This is a genomic window from Streptomyces sp. NPDC056144, assembly GCF_042264145.1.
Taxonomy (GTDB): Bacteria; Actinomycetota; Actinomycetes; order Streptomycetales; family Streptomycetaceae; genus Streptomyces.
On record NZ_JBHJVF010000002.1, the window covers coordinates 702,102 to 717,656 of the forward strand.

Here is a 15,555-nt window from a genome sequence, read left to right on the forward strand (position 1 = left end):
TCTCGTAGGCGACACGGGAGGCCATCAGGAGGGCGGTCCCCCCACCAAGGGGAAGACGCTCCACAGGAGCGTGCCCGTCTGGATCCCGAGGGCGACTCCCCCGGCCAGACTGCGGCGCCCCAGCGCCGAGGTGCGCTTGTGCGCGTGATCGAGGCGTCGGCGTCGCACCTTGCCGTGGAGACCGGCGACCTTGGCCACGGCCCGACGGTGGTTGGCGGTGCGGCTTGTCACGGCGTACTCGCGGGAACCGGGCAAGAGCCCGCTGTGCCGCTTCCAGCTTCGCGATGAACGTCGACACCATGCCAGGGCTGCACTGGGCGGGTCGGCCCGGTGGACGTCACCCTCGTCGCCTTCGGAGACAACCGCTTGAACGGCAAGATCACCCGTGCCCAGAGGGGCCTCCGACGAAGCCGCTCGTCTCCCGCAGGCCGTCGTCGTCCGACCCGTACAGGACCCGCGTCGAGAAGGTTCGCGGACAGCAACCGGCCCGTGAGCTCGGAGAGAAAGGAGAAGCGTCGCTCGGCCCCGGTGCCAGTCGAAACATCGCCGGGAACCGGCAGCCGCTGGCGAGGATCTGGGGTGAATGAACCTGCCCTGGGGATCGGCTGGGGAGCATGACCGCGTAAAGCAGCCTCAGCATGAAAGCTCCTGAGTCTCCTCGTGGGCAGTGATCCTGCTTGCACCCACACTGGTGGGAACGATGTACGGGATGGACTTCGACAACATGCCCGAGCTGCACCGGGCGGGCGGATATCCGTTCGCGGTGGCGCTGATGGCAGTGGTGTGCACGAGCCTGTACCTGCTTCAAGCGGAAGGACTGGCTGTAGCCGGGGAGTCGGAACCGGCGATGTGATCACAGAGCGTCGCACTCCATGATCACGGATCCGTGCCTGTGCCGTCTGCCAACTGGCCCCGCCCGCTGACGATCCGCGCGGCCTCCAGGGTCGCGATGCCACAGCAAGCGGCTCACTGCTCGTCCTCGACGCCCTCAACGTCGACAGGCTGCGTGCCGTTGAAGGTCACCAGGATTCCGTAGGGGTCCGCCAGCCGGAACCTGCTCTCCGTGAACCGGATTGCCCAGGTCTGGTCGGCCCACACCACTGCTTCGGGAACTGCCAACGGCAACTCCGGAAGATCCAGCCAGCTCAGTTCCTCGGATGTGAGTTCAAAGTGCCGCTCCCGAAGCCGGGTCCGGCAGTACCGCACGGCTCGGTCGACGAAGACGTCGAAACGGCTCACAACATCGTGAGCGAGTTGGAGGGTGGCCTCTTCAGGTGGCGCGGCCGGCTCCGTCACCAGACTGACAACCGCCGCGTTGCCGCCTGCCGACTCCGGGAAGCAGCCGGTCCAGCAGGCCAAAGACGAAGGGCTCTCCGTCCGTTCCAACGCAAGCCCGGCGATGCGCAGCGTTGTAGGCAGGTCCATACCTATGTCCGAGATGCTTGGCGGTTCGCCGTCGTCTGACATCGGCTCAGCATATGCCAAGCCCCATCACACCGATTGCCCGACCGTCGAGACACACGGAGACCGCGCGAGCACTTCCCAGAAACCCCAGACCGTGCGCCAGGGCGGAAGGTCCGCGGGCAGGGACCGCCGCTTGCTGCCCAGTCGGCGTCGGTGGTGTCGGTGGCATGGCTGCGGGGACGCATGGCAAACGGGTTCGTCCAGGCATGGGGTGCGAGGAGAGTCCGCTGGCGCGGACGAGCTGGTGGGAGTCCAGCCCGGCCGGACGGGCTTCGAGCAGGACGAAGCGGAGGACGCCGGCGTGCCGCCTGGCGGCGTCGCCCCGGTGCCGGGAGGCGCGGGGCACAGTCGCTGACCCCGCAGCATGTTCCGGCCACCGTGATCGACCTCGCCTCGCGCCGCCTGGCCGGCCGGCGGTCGCGGATCGCCCGCGACCGATCTCGTCGTGGATCGATGCCCTGGCCGCGGCCGGGCGGTGTCGCGGCGACCTGGGCGGTCATGCACACCGACCACGGCGCCCCGTACGCCGGCCGGGCGTTCGCCGAGGCCTGCCGCCAGGCCGGCGTCCGTCAATCCATGAGCGCGATCGGCAGCTCGGCGGACAACGTGCTCGCCGAGTCGTTCGACGCGACGTTCAAACGGGAGACGCTCCAGGTTCCGATGGCCGCACCGCTACAACCCCGACGCCGCCGATCCCGCCTCGGGCACCGCAGCCCTGTCGCCTACGAGACAGCGTCCGAAACAACATCAACTACGCTGCCGACAACCGCACAGCCCGTGTCCAGGATCCGGGGTCAAGGTCCCTTGATCAGCACAACCTTGGCCTGCACATCGAGACCGTCGGCAACGCCGCCTTCGTCCACCGCCCTTCATCGGCGTCCTGCTCGCCTCGCTCCGCAACGGCCTGGGCCGGCGCCCCACTCCTTGGCTCGCTCGGTCGACCACGACGGCCGGGTGCGGGTCCCGCCCGCGTCCATGCCCAGGAAGAGCGGACTCATCGGGCGGCTCCGGTGAGTTCCCGCATGGCGGCCCACGGCAGGCCCCCATGGCGGGCGAGAGCGGCCCGTGAGCCTTCCGGGTCGGTGTCGGTGCTGAGGGAGACGAGCGCGGTGGCCGTCTCGCCGTCGCAGGCCTCCAGCGAGGCCGCAGCGTCCTCACGGGAGACCTGGCAAGCGGTCGCCAGGGTGCGCACCGCGCGCTCGCGAAGCTTCTCGTTGCGGGCCGAGGCGGCGATCATCAGGTTCGACCAGGTACGGCCGGTGCGGACCATGAGGGCGGTGGAGAAGGCGTTGAGGGCGAGTTTCTGCGCCGTGCCCGCCTTCATGCGGGTGGAGCCGGTGACCACTTCGGGACCGGTGTCGAGAACGACGTGGAGGTCGGCGTGGGCCGCGGCCGGTGCCTGAGGATCCCCGGAGAGCAGTGCGGTGGCCGCACCGACGGCGCGCGCGGCACGCAGTGCCTCGACGACGTACGGGGTACGGCCGCTGGCGGTGACGCCGATCACCAGATCCCGGGCGACCGGGGCGTCGGTGGCGTCGGCCGGGCCGGTGTCCTCGGCGTCCTCGATGGCTGTGGAACCCGCGGCAGGGCCCCCGGCCAGGTGCGCGACGACGGTCTCGGCCCCCACGCCGTAGGTGGGTCCGAGTTCGAGCGCGTCGTTGAGGGCGATGCGCCCGGCCGCTCCGGCGCCGTAGTAGTGGACGCGTCCGCTGTGGGCGAGGGTGCGTTCGGCGAGGTCGACCAGGCGGGTCAGCTCGGGCAGCGCTGCGCGGACGGCAGCGGGGGCGGTGGCGTCCTCGCGGTTGATGAGTTCGAGGATCTCGCCGGTGGCGAGGCGGTCCAGGCCGAGCGTGCCGGGATTGCGGTGTTCGGTGGGCGGCAGGGAGGGGGTGGTGGCATCGGGCATGGGTGTCCGTCTTCCTCGGTGAGGGGGCGGGTGGCGGGTGGGTTCAGGTGCGTGGTCGGCGCTGGGTGTGCCGCAGCACCGCATCGTGGGCGCGTTGCAGGTGCTCGATGGTGCGGTCGTGTTCGCGCTGGGCGAGTGCCACGTACAGGCAGTCGATGACGGTGAGCTGGGCCGTGCGTGACGTGGTGCCTCCGCTGCGGAGGCTGGTCTCGCGGGCGGAGGTCAGGAGGACGATGCCGGCGCGTGCGGCGGCCGGTGAGCGCGGGTTGGAGGTGATGGCGGCCGTGGTGGCCCCGCAGCCGCGTGCCTGGTCGAGCACTTCGGTGATCTCGCGGGGACGCCCCGAATGGCTGATCGCGATCAGCACGTCGCCCTCGCGCAGCAGTGCCGCGTCCATCAGCGCGGCGTGCACGTCGCTGCGTGCCACCGCACCGTGGCCGAGGCGCAGGAGCTTGTCGGCCGCGTCCTGGGCGGCGAGCGCGCTGGAGCCGACGCCGACGACGAGCGTGCGACGGGCGGCCTGCACGGCGTCCGCGAGGGTGGCGAGCGCGTCGAGGTCGAGGTGAGCGGCTGTCTCCTCGGCGGCACGGGCGTTGGCATAGCCGGTCTTGCGGACCACCTGTTCGAGGGAGTCGTCGGGGCCGATGTCGGCGACGAGGTCGAGGCCGGCCCTGCTGTCGTCGCGGGTGCCCGCGCGCAGGCGTTCGGCCTCCGCCGCGAGGGCCAGGCGGAGTTGGGCGTAGCCGCGCAGGTCGAGGCTGCGGCAGAAGCGGTGCACGGTGGCGATGGAGGTGCCGGCGTCACGGGCGAGGTCGCTGATGGTGCGTTCGGCGGCGACGGACGGTTCGGCCAGGATGAGGTCGGCGATGGATTGCTCGGCGCGGGGTAGCTGCTCGCGGCGGGTGCGGATGAGGGCCAGCAGGTCATCGCGCATGTGCGGCTCCGTGGGCGGTGCGGATGGCGGCGAAGTGGGCGGGGGTCAGGCCTTCCGCGGGGAAGAGGCAGTACCGTCCGTCGCCGGAGGCGAGTGCGTGGCCGAGAGCCTCGGTGAAGGCGGCGAGGGGCACCTCGGTCCCCCAGTCGGCGGCGGTGCCGGTGACCGACCGGGCGTCGGCTGTGGTCTGCACCATAGGGATCACGGGTGTGGCACGCGGCAGGGAGCGGGTCACGGCGCCGACCCACTCGGGCTCACGGTGCACGATCGCGTGGTAGGTCATCGGCAGCAGTCCGTCGAAGAGTTCCCCCAGTGCCGTCGCGTCCTGACCCACGAGGCGTCTGCGGGCGTCGTCGTCGGCAGGTACCAGGAACGCGCCGAGCCACAGTCCGGGACGCGCCTCGCGTACGGCATCGCGCAGTTGCCGAGCCACGCCGGTCACGGCGTCGGTCCGGTACCGGGTCCATGCGTCGGCGTGGTCGCGTGCGATGCGGCGTGCCGCGTCCGCGCCGGTGCGGCCGTGCAGTTCGACGCCGCTGTGTGCCGTGAACCGGGCAAGGGTGTCGGCGTCGTACGAGGACGAGCGGGGCCGGGCACCGGGGCGCAGCTCCAGTTCCCAGTGCAGCGGCCAGCGCAGGAAGTCCAGGACGAGTCCGTCGGCCTTGGTCCCGGCGGCGGCCCGGCCGACGCCCTGCACCAACTGGTCGTTCCAACAGGGGTCGTTGGGTCGGACCCCGGCGTACCACTCCATCGGCTGCCAGTCGTGGCCGTCGTCACCGATCGTCCGGGGGCCCTCGGGGCCGCGGAAGCAGGCGACGCTGCCGAGCAGCCGCAGCCCGAAGCTCCTCACCGTCTCGGCGAGGGCGCTGGTGATCGCCTCGCTCTTGGTGACGAGCGTGTCGAGTCCGGCCGCGGAGGCGGCGCCGAGCAGGGTCCTCAGTCGAGGTGAGGCCGGATCGGCGACGGTGGAGGGGAACACGTAACAGGAGCGCACGGGGCAGGACTGTAATCGACCACGGTGTGGAACAGCGGCCACGGTTTGTAAATTATTTACGAACAGAGCCGACGACATGAAGCGCAACAGGCAAGGTCGCACTGGGCACCTGTCCGACGTTTCCGCAGGTAGAGGCCACGAAACATTGCGGCAATGATGAAAATAATTTCCAGTCGCTCGTTGACACCGAGCGACCGCTGTCGCCACGATGAGCGCCGTATTCAGGCCATGCCCGCCGCCAAGTCGACTGCCTTCGACCGGAGTTCCCCATGCTTGCTGCTCGTCGCCCGCTGCCACGCCACGTCCTCGGCCTGGCCTCACTGGCCGCCGCCGTGGCCCTGTCCGCCTCGGCCTGCGGCCCGGGGACCCCCGATGCCTCCGCCGGCGCTGCCAAGGCGGCCACCGCCGCCCTTCCGGCCTCCGTCCCCCGCGGCACGGTGCTGCGCATCGCCGACCAGAACCGGCTGCTCGAGTCGATCCTGCACGCGGCCGGCCAGGACCAGGGTCTCTCCTACACGGTCGAGTACGCGTCCTTCCAGGGTGGTCCGGCCGTCCTGGAGGCGTTCAGGGCCGGGGAGGCGGACGCGGGCTTCGTTTCGGACGCGCCGGTGGTCTTCGCCCAGGCGCACGGCCAGAACGTGAAGATCACCGGTGTGGTGCAGAACAGCCCCGACTCCACGCACCTGTGGACCTCACCGGACAGCGACGTGAAGGACCTCGCCGACCTCAAGGGCAAGAAGATCGCCTACTCCAAGGGCACGACCTTCCAGGCGGCGGTCCTCACCGCGCTGGACAAGGCCGGGCTGTCCAAGGACGACGTCACTCTGGTCAACCTCTCCGACCCGTCCCAGATCCCCGCCGCCCTCGCCTCCGGCAAGGTCGACGTCGGCACCCTCACCGAACCACTGGTGACCAAGTACTCCACCGCCTACGAGAAGAAGGGCGCGCGCGAGGTCACCGGTGACACCGGCCTCACCAGCGGCCTGCAGTTCATCGTCTCGCCCGGCGAAGCGCTCGCCGACCAGGCCAAGGCGGCGGCCCTCGCCGATCTGTCGGCACGCTTCACCAAGGCCGAACTCTGGCTCGCCGCACACAAGGAGGCATGGGTCGAGGACTACTACGTGAAGGTCCAGAAGGTCGACAAGGCCATCGGCCAGGCGGTCGTCGCCAACAACGGCACCCCCACGATCCCCCGTTACGACACCGCCGTCACCAAGCTCCAGAAGATCGCCGACGTGCTGTACGGCGGCGGCGCCATCGACAAGATCGACGTTTCCCAGTCCTTCGACACCCGCTTCGACGCGGTGCAGCAGGAAGCGGCCAAGTGAGCGGGGCGCCACGATTCGGCCTGGCGAAACAGGCCGGGACGGCGGTGCGACCGGACGGGTCCGATCAGGCCGGCGATGCTCCGGCGCGGGACCGCGTGGCGCCACACGGCGCCCAGGCGGCGGCGCCCGCCGCACGCGCCCTTCGCGACGCGACGGCCGGCTCCGGGCGGGGGCGCCGGGCCGGTCGCACACCGGGGCGCCTCGGTGCCCGCGTGCCCTTCGCCCGTGCTCTCGGCCCGCTCCTCCTGCTCGCCGTCTGGGAGCTCACGTCCCTCACCGGCACACTCGATCCGCAGACGCTCGCCGCGCCCGGCACAGTCGTCACGACCGCGTGGGACCTGGCGATCGACGGCCGGCTCGGAGACCACCTGCTCACCTCGCTGCAGCGCGCCGCCATCGGACTGTCCTTCGGCATGGTTGCCGCCGTCGCCCTGGCTCTGCTCGCCGGCCTCTCCCGACTGGGCGAGGCGCTCATCGACGGCACGGCCCAACTGCTGCGCGCCCTGCCGATCCTGGCCCTGGTCCCGCTGGCGATCCTCTGGTTCGGCATCGGGGAGGAAGTGAAGATCATCCTGGTGGCGCTCGGCACCTTCTTCCCCATCTACATCAACACGCACGCGGCGCTCACCGGCCTCGACCTGAAATGGGCCGAGTTGGCACAGGTCCTGGGGCTGTCCCGCCGGAAGTTCCTCCTGCGTGTCGTGCTGCCCGGCGCGGCACCCGGGTTCTTCACCGGACTGCGCCTGGCCGTCACCGTCTCCTGGCTGGTTCTCGTCGTCAGTGAGCAGATCAACGCCACCAGCGGCATCGGGTACCTGATGACCGAGGCCCGCACCTTCGGGGAGACCGACGTCATCGTGGTCGGTCTCGTCGTCTACGGCATGCTCGGACTGACCTCCGACACGCTCGTCCGTTCCATCGAGAGGAAGGTTCTGCAGTGGCGGACGACGCTCGCCTGACTTCCGGCTCCGGGCGGGCCGCGCGGCGCGGCCTCCGGATCCGCGGCCTGGTCCGCCGCTTCGGCGACCGCACCGTCCTCGACGGGGTCGATCTGGACATCGCGAACGGGGGGTTCACGGCGCTGCTCGGACACTCCGGCTCCGGCAAGTCGACTCTGCTGCGCGCCGCCGCCCGCCTCGACACCGGCATCACCTCCGGCACGGTCGAAGTCCCGGAGGCGTCAGCCGTCGTCTTCCAGGACGCCCGGCTGCTGCCCTGGGCCCGCGTGCTCGACAACGTCGTGCTCGGCCTGCCCGGCCCCCGGGCCGCCGCGCGCGAACGGGGCCGTGCGGCGCTCGCCGAAGTCGGCCTCGCCGGCAAGGAGGACGCCTGGCCCGGCACCCTCTCCGGCGGCGAGGCCCAGCGCGCCGCGCTCGCCCGTGCGCTGGTAGGTGCTCCCGGACTTCTCCTGCTCGACGAACCGTTCGGCGCCCTGGACGCGCTCACCCGCATCCGCATGCACGCACTCCTGCGGGACCTTTGCGACCGCCACCGCCCCGCCGTTCTGCTGGTGACCCATGACGTGGACGAGGCGATCGTGCTCGCCGACCGCGTTCTGGTCCTCGACGACGGCCGCTTCGCCACCGACCTGGACCTCGCCGACCGCTTCGGCGCCTCCGAGCGTCAAGCCCATCCCGAGTTCGCCGCCACGCGTGACGAACTCCTGGCCGTTCTCGGCGTCCACGCGGCCTGAAGCCGGCCCCACCGGTCATCTCGCGCACAGCCCCGGCACCCTCCGCCGGCCTCGCCATGCCCCGTCGCATCCTGTCGCACCTGCCGTCACGACCTCACAGGAGAAAGAGAGAGACCGTGCCTTTCACCGTTCCGCGTGCCGTCCCTCTGCACGCCCTCGTCCGCACCCTGCTCACGGCCGTCCTCGCGATCGCCGCACTCGCCCTGCCCGCACCCGCCCAGGCCGCCACCGGCTTCACCCTCTACGACAACACCAACTACGCGTCAACCACCATCGGCGGCACCTCCGTCGTCTCCGGTTTCGTCCCGAACCGCGTCTGCACCCCTCTCGTCGCGAACGGCGGCCTGCCCGGCGAGAACGAGTGGAAGACCATTGTCCAGTCCTACAACCGCAACACCGGCGGGCCGCTCGTCCTCGACTGCGAAACCCTCTACCTCAACTCCACCACCACCGCGGCCGACCACTACGCGCGCCTGCTGCAACTCCAGACCTGGGCCCGGGAAGTCGCGCCCGGGCAGGTCATCGGCTGGTACGGACTGCTCGGCAACACCACCAGCGCGAACTACCCCTACTACCGGAAACTGATCGCCGCAGACCCGAACACCGCCTTCTTCCCCTCGCTCTACACCTACTCCACCAACGAGACCTCCTGGAACTCCACCCTCACCGCCAACAGCGCCAAGGCCAAGGCCGTTGACCCGGCCGTACCGCTGCTGCCGTACATCTGGCCGCAGTACCACGGCGGTTCATCACCGTCCTCCCTGGACTACACCTTCGTCCCCGCGGCCCAGTGGTCCGTGCAGCTCGCCACGATCAGGGGACTGGGACTGCCCGGTGCCGTGGTGTGGGGCGGCTGGCCCATCAGCGAGACCTGCAACAACGCCTGCCAGGCCGCGGCCCCGACGGCCGGCTGGCTCGCCGCCACCCGGGCCTTCCTCGACGACCTCGCCGACCCTCGCACCGACCTGGCCCTCGGAGCGGCGGCGACCGCCTCCAGCGTCAACGTCACCGGCCGCGACGCCGCCAAGGCCGTCGACGGCGACCCCACCACCCGCTGGGGCAGCACCTATGCCGATCCGCAGTGGCTCACCGTCGACCTGGGTGCCTCGTACCACGTCAGCGGCGTGCGCCTCGTATGGGAGACGGCTTACGGGAGTTCGTACCAGATTCAGGTCTCGGACGACGGATCCACCTGGACCACGGCCTACTCGACCACGACCGGGGCGGGCGGCGTGGAACGCGTCAGCAGCCTGACCGCGACCGGCCGCTACGTCCGCCTCCACGGCACGGTCCGGGGAACGTCGTACGGCTATTCGCTGTGGAACTTCGAGGTGTACGGCACCGCGGCCTCCTGAGTCGCGTCGGCAGAGTCGGCACCCGCTGGAGGCCTACCCAGACCCGAATAGCGCCGGCGAGCTCGCGCACGCCTCTTCCACGGCCGTCGGGGTTTGATCAGCTCGGTCTTGAACAGGCCGATCGCGCTCTCCATCAGGGCGTTGTCGTGGGCCTGGCTGTGGGACGGCGACCGCGACAAGGCCCTCGTCGAGCTGGAGACCGCCGAGCGGATCGCTCCCCAGCTCGTACGGGACCACCCCATCGCCCGCTCCCCCGCCCGCCTTCGGCCGGTGCGGCTCGTACGACCCCGAGCGGATCGGGTACCCGGTCCGGGCCTCGATCGCCTCGGCATCGAGGAAGCCGAGGCCCTGGGGTGTGGCGATGACGCCGACGCCCCAGCCCTGCTCCTGCGCGGCGGTGAACAGAAGTCACGTCGGTCACCGTCATGTCTCGACGTGTCCGGCCGGAACCCGCGCCCACTGGCATGAACCACCTCTCGCACGGTCCTGCCGACGGGGCGAGCTGCGGGTCGACGTCACGCACCCCTGCGTACTCGTGTGCGACGCCGTCTCCCTCCGTACGGTCCGGTCGATGGTGCACCGTTCGCGCACGCTGTGAGGGAGAGCTGGTGAAGCCGACCGAGGAAGCGCTCCGGTGCGCGAGGGGGGCTTTGCGTCGAGAATCGTGTCGTGACGCACCTTCATGATGGCTCCAGGAGGTACCGGTGAAGCAACTGATCAACGTCCCCGAGACCGTGGTCACCGACGCGCTGCGCGGGATGGCCGCCGCGCATCCCGAGCTGACCGTGGACGTCGAGCGGCGGATCGTCGTGCGGCGGGACGCGCCCGTGGAGGGGAAGGTGGCGTTGGTGTCCGGGGGCGGGTCCGGGCACGAGCCGTTGCACGCGGGGTTCGTGGGGCCGGGGATGCTGGCCGCCGCTTGTGCCGGGGAGGTTTTCACGTCGCCCGTGCCGGATCAGATGGTGCGGGCCGCGGCGGCCGTCGACAGTGGGGCCGGGGTGTTGTTCGTCGTCAAGAACTACACCGGTGACGTCCTCAACTTCGAGATGGCCGCCGAGCTCGCCGAGGACGAGGGCGTGCGGGTCGCGAAGGTGCTCGTCGACGACGACGCGGCCGTGACGGACAGTCTGTACACGGCGGGGCGGCGCGGGACCGGCGGCACCCTGTTCGTGGAGAAGATCGCGGGCGCCGCCGCCGAGGAGGGCGCGCCGCTGGAGCGGGTCGAGGCCGTGGCCCGGCGGGTGAACGAGCGGTGCCGGTCCTTCGGGGTCGCGCTGAGCGCGTGCACCACGCCCGCCAAGGGGAGTCCGACCTTCGATCTCCCGGCCGGTGAGCTGGAGTTGGGCATCGGCATCCACGGAGAGCCCGGGCGTGAGCGGCGGGCGATGATGACCTCGCGGGAGATCGCGGACTACGCCGTGGACGTCGTCGTCGAGGACCTGCGGCCGACCGCGCCCGTGCTCGTCCTCGTCAACGGGATGGGCGGTACGCCGCTGCTCGAACTGTACGGGTTCAACGCGGAGGTGCAGCGGGTCCTCGGCGAGCGGGGTGTTCCGGTCGCCCGGACCCTCGTCGGGAACTACGTGACCTCCCTCGACATGGCCGGCTGTTCCGTCACCCTCTGCGAGGTCGACGAGGAGTTGCTGCGGCTCTGGGACGCGCCGGTGCGGACGGCCGCGCTGCGGTGGGGGCGGTGAGCGGGATGACGCGGGACATCGACGCCGGGTTCGTCGTGCGGTGGCTGACGGAGGCCGCCGCGGTCGTCTCCCGCGAGGCCGATCGGCTCACCGAGCTCGACTCCGCCATCGGCGACGCGGACCACGGTGCCAACCTCAGGCGCGGCTTCGCCGCCGTGGCCGAGACGCTCGCCAAGGAGCCGCCCGCGACGCCGGGGGCGGTGCTCGTCGCCGCCGGGCGGGAGCTGATCTCGACCGTGGGCGGGGCCTCGGGGCCGCTGTACGGGACGCTGCTGCGGCGGGCCGGCAAGGCCCTCGGCGAGGACACGGCCGTCAGCCGGGAGCGGCTCGCGGAGGCCCTCGACACCGGGGTCGCCGCCGTGGGGCAGCTCGGCGGGGCACGGGTGGGGGACAAGACCATGCTGGACGCGCTCGTTCCGGGCGTCGAGGGGCTGCGGACCTCCTTCGAGGACGGGCGTACGGCCGCCGAGGCGGGCGCCCTCGGGACCGTACCCCTCCAGGCGCGCAAGGGCCGGGCCAGTTACCTCGGCGAGCGGTCGGTCGGGCACGAGGATCCCGGGGCCGCCTCGTCGGCGCTGCTCCTCGCCGTACTGGCCGACACCGCCCGGACGGGGGGTCTCTCGTGACCGCGGGGGCGTCGGCGCGGGTGGGCATCGTGCTCGTCTCGCACAGCGCGGCCGTCGCCGCCTCGGTCGCCGACCTCGCCCGCGGCCTCGCGGGCGGCGGCGACACCGCCCCGATCCGGCCGGCCGGCGGACTCCCCGACGGCGGCCTCGGGACCAGCGCCGGGCTCGTCACGGCGGCGGCGGAGGCGGTCGACGGCGGGGCCGGGGTGGCGATCCTCGTCGACCTCGGCAGCGCGGTCCTCACCGTGAAGGCGCTCCTCGCCGAGGGCGACGAACTGCCCGAGGGCGCCCGCCTGGTGGACGCGCCCTTCGTCGAGGGCGCGGTCGCCGCGCTGGTGACGGCCAGCGCCGGCGGGGACCTCGACGCGGTGGCCGCGGCGGCCTCGGAGGCGTACGTCTACCGGAAGGGATGAGCGGGGCCGCGGAGGGCCCGCCGTGAGTGCGGGGAGTGACCGAGGGGCCGCGCCCGGTGGCGACCGTGTTGTGATCGGGCAGGTCAACACACTAGTGTCGCAGGGCCTTGGTGTACGGGAAACCGGTGCGGTACCGGTGCGGCCCTCGCCACTGTGATCGGGAGTTCCGGCTCCACACCCGGGGGGAGGTCCCTCCCGGGCAAGCCACTGGACCGTAGCGGGTGACCGCCTCGGTGTGGGAAGGCGGAGTCGGGACGTATGACCGTCAGCCAGGAGACCGGCCGGGGTGCGTTGTCCATCCACGAGGTGCTGGAGAGGGTCTCCCAACCATGCATATAGCCGAGGGGTATCTACCCCCCGTCCACGCCGCCGCCTGGGGCGTCGCGGCGGCCCCGTTCGTCGTCCACGGGGCCCGCGCCCTCACCCGCGAGGTGCGCGCGAACCCCGAGTCCACCCTGCTCCTCGGCGCGTCCGGGGCCTTCACCTTCGTCCTGTCGGCGCTCAAGCTGCCCTCGGTGACGGGCAGTTGCTCCCATCCGACCGGTACGGGCCTGGGCGCGATCCTGTTCCGGCCGCCGATCATGGCGGTCCTGGGGACGATCACGCTCCTCTTCCAGGCCCTGCTGCTCGCTCACGGCGGGCTCACCACGCTCGGCGCGAACGTCTTCTCCATGGCGATCGTCGGGCCGTGGGCGGGGTACGGGACCTACCTCCTGGCCCGCCGGTTCGGCGCGCCGCTGATGGTCGCCGTCTTCCTCGGCGCGTTCGTCGCCGACCTGTCGACGTACTGCGTCACCAGCGTCCAGCTCGCGCTGGCCTTCCCCGACCAGGGCAGCGGCGTCCTGGGCGCGCTCGCCAAGTTCGGTTCCATCTTCGCCGTCACGCAGATCCCCCTGGCCGTCAGCGAGGGCCTCCTGACGGTCCTCGTGATGCGGCTGCTCACGCAGTCCAGCAAGGGCGACCTGATCCGTCTGGGCGTCCTGTCCCGGACCGCTTCGGCGCGCCCCGCCGAGGAGGTGACCGCGCGATGAGCACCCCGCGTGTCAGCAAGAGCACGAAGATCAACCTGCTGCTCCTGTTCGTCGTCGTCGCGCTGGCGGTCCTCCCGCTCGCGCTCGGTCTGGGCGACCACAAGGAGGAGCCGTTCACCGGCGCGGACGCCGAGGCGGAGACCGCGATCACGGAGCTCCAGCCGGAGTACGAGCCCTGGTTCAGCCCCCTGTACGAGCCGCCGTCCGGGGAGATCGAGTCGGCGCTCTTCTCCCTCCAGGCGGCCCTGGGCGCCGGTGTCCTCGCGTACTACTTCGGCGTGCGGCGCGGACGGCGGCAGGGCGAGGCCCGGGCGCGGGCGGAGCTGACCCCTCCGGTTCCCGTAGGAGCCGTAGGAACCGCAGGAGCCGCAGGAGCCGTCGGCGCCGCCGCGACGGCCGACGCTTCGGGCAAGGACGCGTAGCCGCCCATGCTCCCCATCGACGCGGCGGCGCACAGCAGCCGCTGGCGGCGCAGGCATCCCGCCGAGAAGGCCCTGCTCGGCTTCGGTCTGACCCTGTGCGCGGTCTGCCTGCCACCGTGGCCCGGCGCCGTGCTCGTGGCGGCGGCCACCCTCGCCGTCCTCCTCGGGCCCGCCGCCGTGCCGGGCCGTCAGCTGTGGCGGGCCTTCCGGGTCCCGCTCGGCTTCTGCGTCACGGGGGCCGTCCCGCTGCTCTTCGAGGTCGGCGGGGCGCGCGGGTTCGTCGCGCTCGCGCCGGGCGGGCCCGGTCACGCGGTCGAGCTGCTGCTCCGTACCGCGTCCGCCTCGCTCGGCGTGCTGCTCTTCGCGTTCACCACGCCCGTCTCGGACGTGCTGCCCCGGCTCGTCCGTGCGGGCGTGCCGGCGCCGGTGGTGGACGTGGCGCTGGTGATGTACCGGATCATCTTCCTGCTGCTCGACTCGCTCACCAAGATCCGGCAGGCGCAGGCGGCCCGCCTCGGGCACACCACCCGCGCGGCGACCTGGCGCTCCCTTGCCGGGCTCGGGGCCACCACGTTCGTCCGCGCCTTCGACCGGGCGCAGCGGATGCAGTCCGGCCTAGCCGGGCGCGGTTACGACGGGACGCTGCGGGTCCTGGTGCCCGCCGCCGCGGTGTCGCGCCGGTTCCTGACGGCGACGGGCGCGCTCCTGGCGGGGCTCGTCGCCCTCACCCTCGTACTCGAAAGGTTCCTTCCGTGAGCAGCACCCCTTCCCGCCCGTCGGCCCCCGTCGTGGAGCTGGTGGGGGCGGGTTTCGCGTACGAGGACGGGCCCGCGGTCCTGTCGGGTGTGGACTTCGCGGTGCCGGAGGGCCGGGCCATCGCGCTCCTCGGCCGCAACGGCAGCGGGAAGACGACACTCCTGCGGCTGCTCAGCGGCGGGCTCCGCTGCGGGAGCGGCGCGCTGCTGCTCGACGGGGCGCCCGTCGCGTACGACCGGAAGGGACTCACCCGGCTGCGGACGACCGTGCAGCTCGTGGTGCAGGACCCGGACGACCAGCTGTTCGCGGCCTCGGTCGGGCAGGACGTGTCGTTCGGGCCGATGAACCTCGGTCTGCCGGAGGAGGAGGTACGGCTCCGGGTGCGCGAGGCCCTGGAGGCGCTGGACATCACGGCCCTGGAGGACCGGCCGACGCACCTGCTCTCGTACGGGCAGCGCAAGCGCGCCGCCATCGCGGGCGCGGTGGCGATGCGCCCCCGGGTGCTGATCATGGACGAGCCGACGGCGGGGCTCGACCCGCACGGGCAGGAGCGGATGCTCGACGCGCTGGCGCGGCTGCGCGCGGCCGGGACGACGGTGGTGATGGCCACGCACGACGTGGATCTCGCGCTGCGCTGGGCGGACGAGGCCGCCGTGCTCTCCCCCGCCGGGCTGCGGACGGGGCCGGTGGCCGAGCTGCTCGCGGACCACGCCCTGCTCGACGCGGCGCGGCTGCGGAGGCCGTGGGGGGCGTCGGTGGCGCGGCTGCTGCGCGCGCGGGGGCTGCTCGCGCCCGGGGAGGCCGTGCCCCGGACTCCGGAGGAGCTGGATGCCTGGCTGGAGACCACGGAAGGGGTCGCCCCGTCCTTTGCTACTGAGTAGTAGACATCACGTCCCGAATCTTCTGCAACTAGTTGCAGAAGGGGGCGGGGGCGCC

At 72.0% G+C, this 15,555-nt stretch carries 16 protein-coding genes, 3 pseudogenes and 1 riboswitch; of the genes and pseudogenes, 12 read left to right on the plus strand and 7 right to left on the minus strand.

Going from position 1 to position 15,555, the window contains the following annotated elements; all coding sequences use genetic code 11:
- Positions 1–24: 24 nt before the first annotated feature.
- On the minus strand, positions 25–231 hold the full coding sequence (locus ACFC0Z_RS09625; protein WP_376434570.1) for a hypothetical protein: 207 nt from the start codon (positions 229–231) through the stop codon (positions 25–27).
- Positions 232–652: 421 nt separating this feature from the next.
- Here ACFC0Z_RS09625 and ACFC0Z_RS09630 point away from each other — a divergent pair.
- A pseudogene (locus ACFC0Z_RS09630) lies at positions 653–827 on the plus strand (CorA family divalent cation transporter); the annotation flags it as partial.
- 139 nt (positions 828–966) lie between these two features.
- Here ACFC0Z_RS09630 and ACFC0Z_RS09635 read toward each other — a convergent pair.
- The 5 genes and pseudogenes from ACFC0Z_RS09635 to ACFC0Z_RS09655 all read right to left on the minus strand — a co-directional run bounded on the left by ACFC0Z_RS09635 (position 967) and on the right by ACFC0Z_RS09655 (position 5,298).
- Complete coding sequence (locus tag ACFC0Z_RS09635; RefSeq protein ID WP_376434572.1) at positions 967–1,467, minus strand: hypothetical protein; 501 nt, start codon at positions 1,465–1,467, stop codon at positions 967–969.
- Between the two features lie 214 nt (positions 1,468–1,681).
- A pseudogene (locus ACFC0Z_RS09640) lies at positions 1,682–1,810 on the minus strand (RacP protein); the annotation flags it as partial.
- Between the two features lie 648 nt (positions 1,811–2,458).
- On the minus strand, positions 2,459–3,370 hold the full coding sequence (locus ACFC0Z_RS09645; protein WP_376434574.1) for an N-acetylmuramic acid 6-phosphate etherase: 912 nt from the start codon (positions 3,368–3,370) through the stop codon (positions 2,459–2,461).
- Between the two features lie 43 nt (positions 3,371–3,413).
- The gene (locus tag ACFC0Z_RS09650) at positions 3,414–4,304 is read right to left on the minus strand and encodes a MurR/RpiR family transcriptional regulator (protein ID WP_376434576.1); all 891 of its coding nucleotides are present in this window, start codon (positions 4,302–4,304) and stop codon (positions 3,414–3,416) included.
- Entirely contained in the window at positions 4,294–5,298 is a 1,005-nt protein-coding gene (locus ACFC0Z_RS09655; protein WP_376434577.1) for a hypothetical protein, read from the minus strand. The genes ACFC0Z_RS09650 and ACFC0Z_RS09655 overlap by 11 nt, the downstream gene beginning before the upstream one ends.
- A 269-nt stretch (positions 5,299–5,567) precedes the next feature.
- Here ACFC0Z_RS09655 and ACFC0Z_RS09660 point away from each other — a divergent pair, with 269 nt between their 5' ends.
- From ACFC0Z_RS09660 to ACFC0Z_RS09675, 4 genes are all read left to right on the plus strand, one after another.
- Entirely contained in the window at positions 5,568–6,626 is a 1,059-nt protein-coding gene (locus ACFC0Z_RS09660) for an ABC transporter substrate-binding protein (RefSeq protein WP_376434579.1), read from the plus strand.
- A 95-nt stretch (positions 6,627–6,721) separates the two neighbouring features.
- Entirely contained in the window at positions 6,722–7,585 is an 864-nt protein-coding gene (locus tag ACFC0Z_RS09665; protein ID WP_376434581.1) for an ABC transporter permease, read from the plus strand.
- Entirely contained in the window at positions 7,564–8,319 is a 756-nt protein-coding gene (locus ACFC0Z_RS09670; protein ID WP_376434583.1) for an ABC transporter ATP-binding protein, read from the plus strand. Before ACFC0Z_RS09665 ends, ACFC0Z_RS09670 begins: the two co-directional genes overlap by 22 nt.
- Positions 8,320–8,435: 116 nt before the next feature.
- The gene (locus tag ACFC0Z_RS09675; protein ID WP_376434585.1) at positions 8,436–9,674 is read left to right on the plus strand and encodes a discoidin domain-containing protein; all 1,239 of its coding nucleotides are present in this window, start codon (positions 8,436–8,438) and stop codon (positions 9,672–9,674) included.
- Between the two features lie 261 nt (positions 9,675–9,935).
- Here ACFC0Z_RS09675 and ACFC0Z_RS09680 read toward each other — a convergent pair.
- A pseudogene (locus tag ACFC0Z_RS09680) lies at positions 9,936–10,079 on the minus strand (flavoprotein); the annotation flags it as partial.
- Between the two features lie 299 nt (positions 10,080–10,378).
- On the opposite strand from ACFC0Z_RS09680, the gene dhaK reads away from it, so the two are divergent.
- From dhaK to ACFC0Z_RS09715, 7 genes are all read left to right on the plus strand, one after another.
- Positions 10,379–11,371: a dihydroxyacetone kinase subunit DhaK gene (gene dhaK, locus ACFC0Z_RS09685; protein ID WP_376434587.1), complete on the plus strand. Its 993-nt coding sequence runs from the start codon at positions 10,379–10,381 to the stop codon at positions 11,369–11,371.
- 5 nt (positions 11,372–11,376) lie between these two features.
- Positions 11,377–11,997 carry a dihydroxyacetone kinase subunit DhaL gene (gene dhaL / locus ACFC0Z_RS09690; RefSeq protein WP_376435064.1) on the plus strand — a complete coding sequence of 207 codons (621 nt, stop codon included), beginning with the start codon at positions 11,377–11,379 and terminating at the stop codon, positions 11,995–11,997.
- Positions 11,994–12,410 carry a PTS-dependent dihydroxyacetone kinase phosphotransferase subunit DhaM gene (locus tag ACFC0Z_RS09695; RefSeq protein WP_376434589.1) on the plus strand — a complete coding sequence of 139 codons (417 nt, stop codon included), beginning with the start codon at positions 11,994–11,996 and terminating at the stop codon, positions 12,408–12,410. The genes dhaL and ACFC0Z_RS09695 overlap by 4 nt, the downstream gene beginning before the upstream one ends.
- Before the next feature lie 63 nt (positions 12,411–12,473).
- Positions 12,474–12,711, plus strand: a riboswitch (cobalamin riboswitch).
- 28 nt (positions 12,712–12,739) lie between these two features.
- Positions 12,740–13,441 (plus strand): energy-coupling factor ABC transporter permease, encoded by a 702-nt coding sequence (locus tag ACFC0Z_RS09700; protein ID WP_376434591.1) that lies wholly within the window; start codon positions 12,740–12,742, stop codon positions 13,439–13,441.
- Positions 13,438–13,863, plus strand: coding sequence for an energy-coupling factor ABC transporter substrate-binding protein (locus ACFC0Z_RS09705; protein ID WP_376434593.1), 426 nt, complete (start codon positions 13,438–13,440; stop codon positions 13,861–13,863). The genes ACFC0Z_RS09700 and ACFC0Z_RS09705 overlap by 4 nt, the downstream gene beginning before the upstream one ends.
- Positions 13,864–13,869: 6 nt before the next feature.
- The gene (gene cbiQ / locus ACFC0Z_RS09710; protein ID WP_376434595.1) at positions 13,870–14,619 is read left to right on the plus strand and encodes a cobalt ECF transporter T component CbiQ; all 750 of its coding nucleotides are present in this window, start codon (positions 13,870–13,872) and stop codon (positions 14,617–14,619) included.
- On the plus strand, positions 14,616–15,500 hold the full coding sequence (locus tag ACFC0Z_RS09715; protein ID WP_376434597.1) for an ATP-binding cassette domain-containing protein: 885 nt from the start codon (positions 14,616–14,618) through the stop codon (positions 15,498–15,500). The genes cbiQ and ACFC0Z_RS09715 overlap by 4 nt, the downstream gene beginning before the upstream one ends.
- The last annotated feature ends 55 nt before the right edge of the window (positions 15,501–15,555 follow it).

Excerpts from the sequence above, each read along its gene's own strand:
- ACFC0Z_RS09635 (WP_376434572.1), bottom strand. The coding sequence starts at position 1,467 with ATGTCAGACGACGGCGAACCGCCAAGCATCTCGGACATAGGTATGGAC.
- ACFC0Z_RS09645 (WP_376434574.1), bottom strand. The coding sequence starts at position 3,370 with ATGCCCGATGCCACCACCCCCTCCCTGCCGCCCACCGAACACCGCAAT.
- ACFC0Z_RS09650 (WP_376434576.1), bottom strand. The coding sequence starts at position 4,304 with ATGCGCGATGACCTGCTGGCCCTCATCCGCACCCGCCGCGAGCAGCTA.
- ACFC0Z_RS09660 (WP_376434579.1), top strand. The coding sequence starts at position 5,568 with ATGCTTGCTGCTCGTCGCCCGCTGCCACGCCACGTCCTCGGCCTGGCC.
- dhaL (WP_376435064.1), top strand. The coding sequence starts at position 11,377 with ATGACGCGGGACATCGACGCCGGGTTCGTCGTGCGGTGGCTGACGGAG.
- ACFC0Z_RS09700 (WP_376434591.1), top strand. The coding sequence starts at position 12,740 with ATGCATATAGCCGAGGGGTATCTACCCCCCGTCCACGCCGCCGCCTGG.
- ACFC0Z_RS09705 (WP_376434593.1), top strand. The coding sequence starts at position 13,438 with ATGAGCACCCCGCGTGTCAGCAAGAGCACGAAGATCAACCTGCTGCTC.
- cbiQ (WP_376434595.1), top strand. The coding sequence starts at position 13,870 with ATGCTCCCCATCGACGCGGCGGCGCACAGCAGCCGCTGGCGGCGCAGG.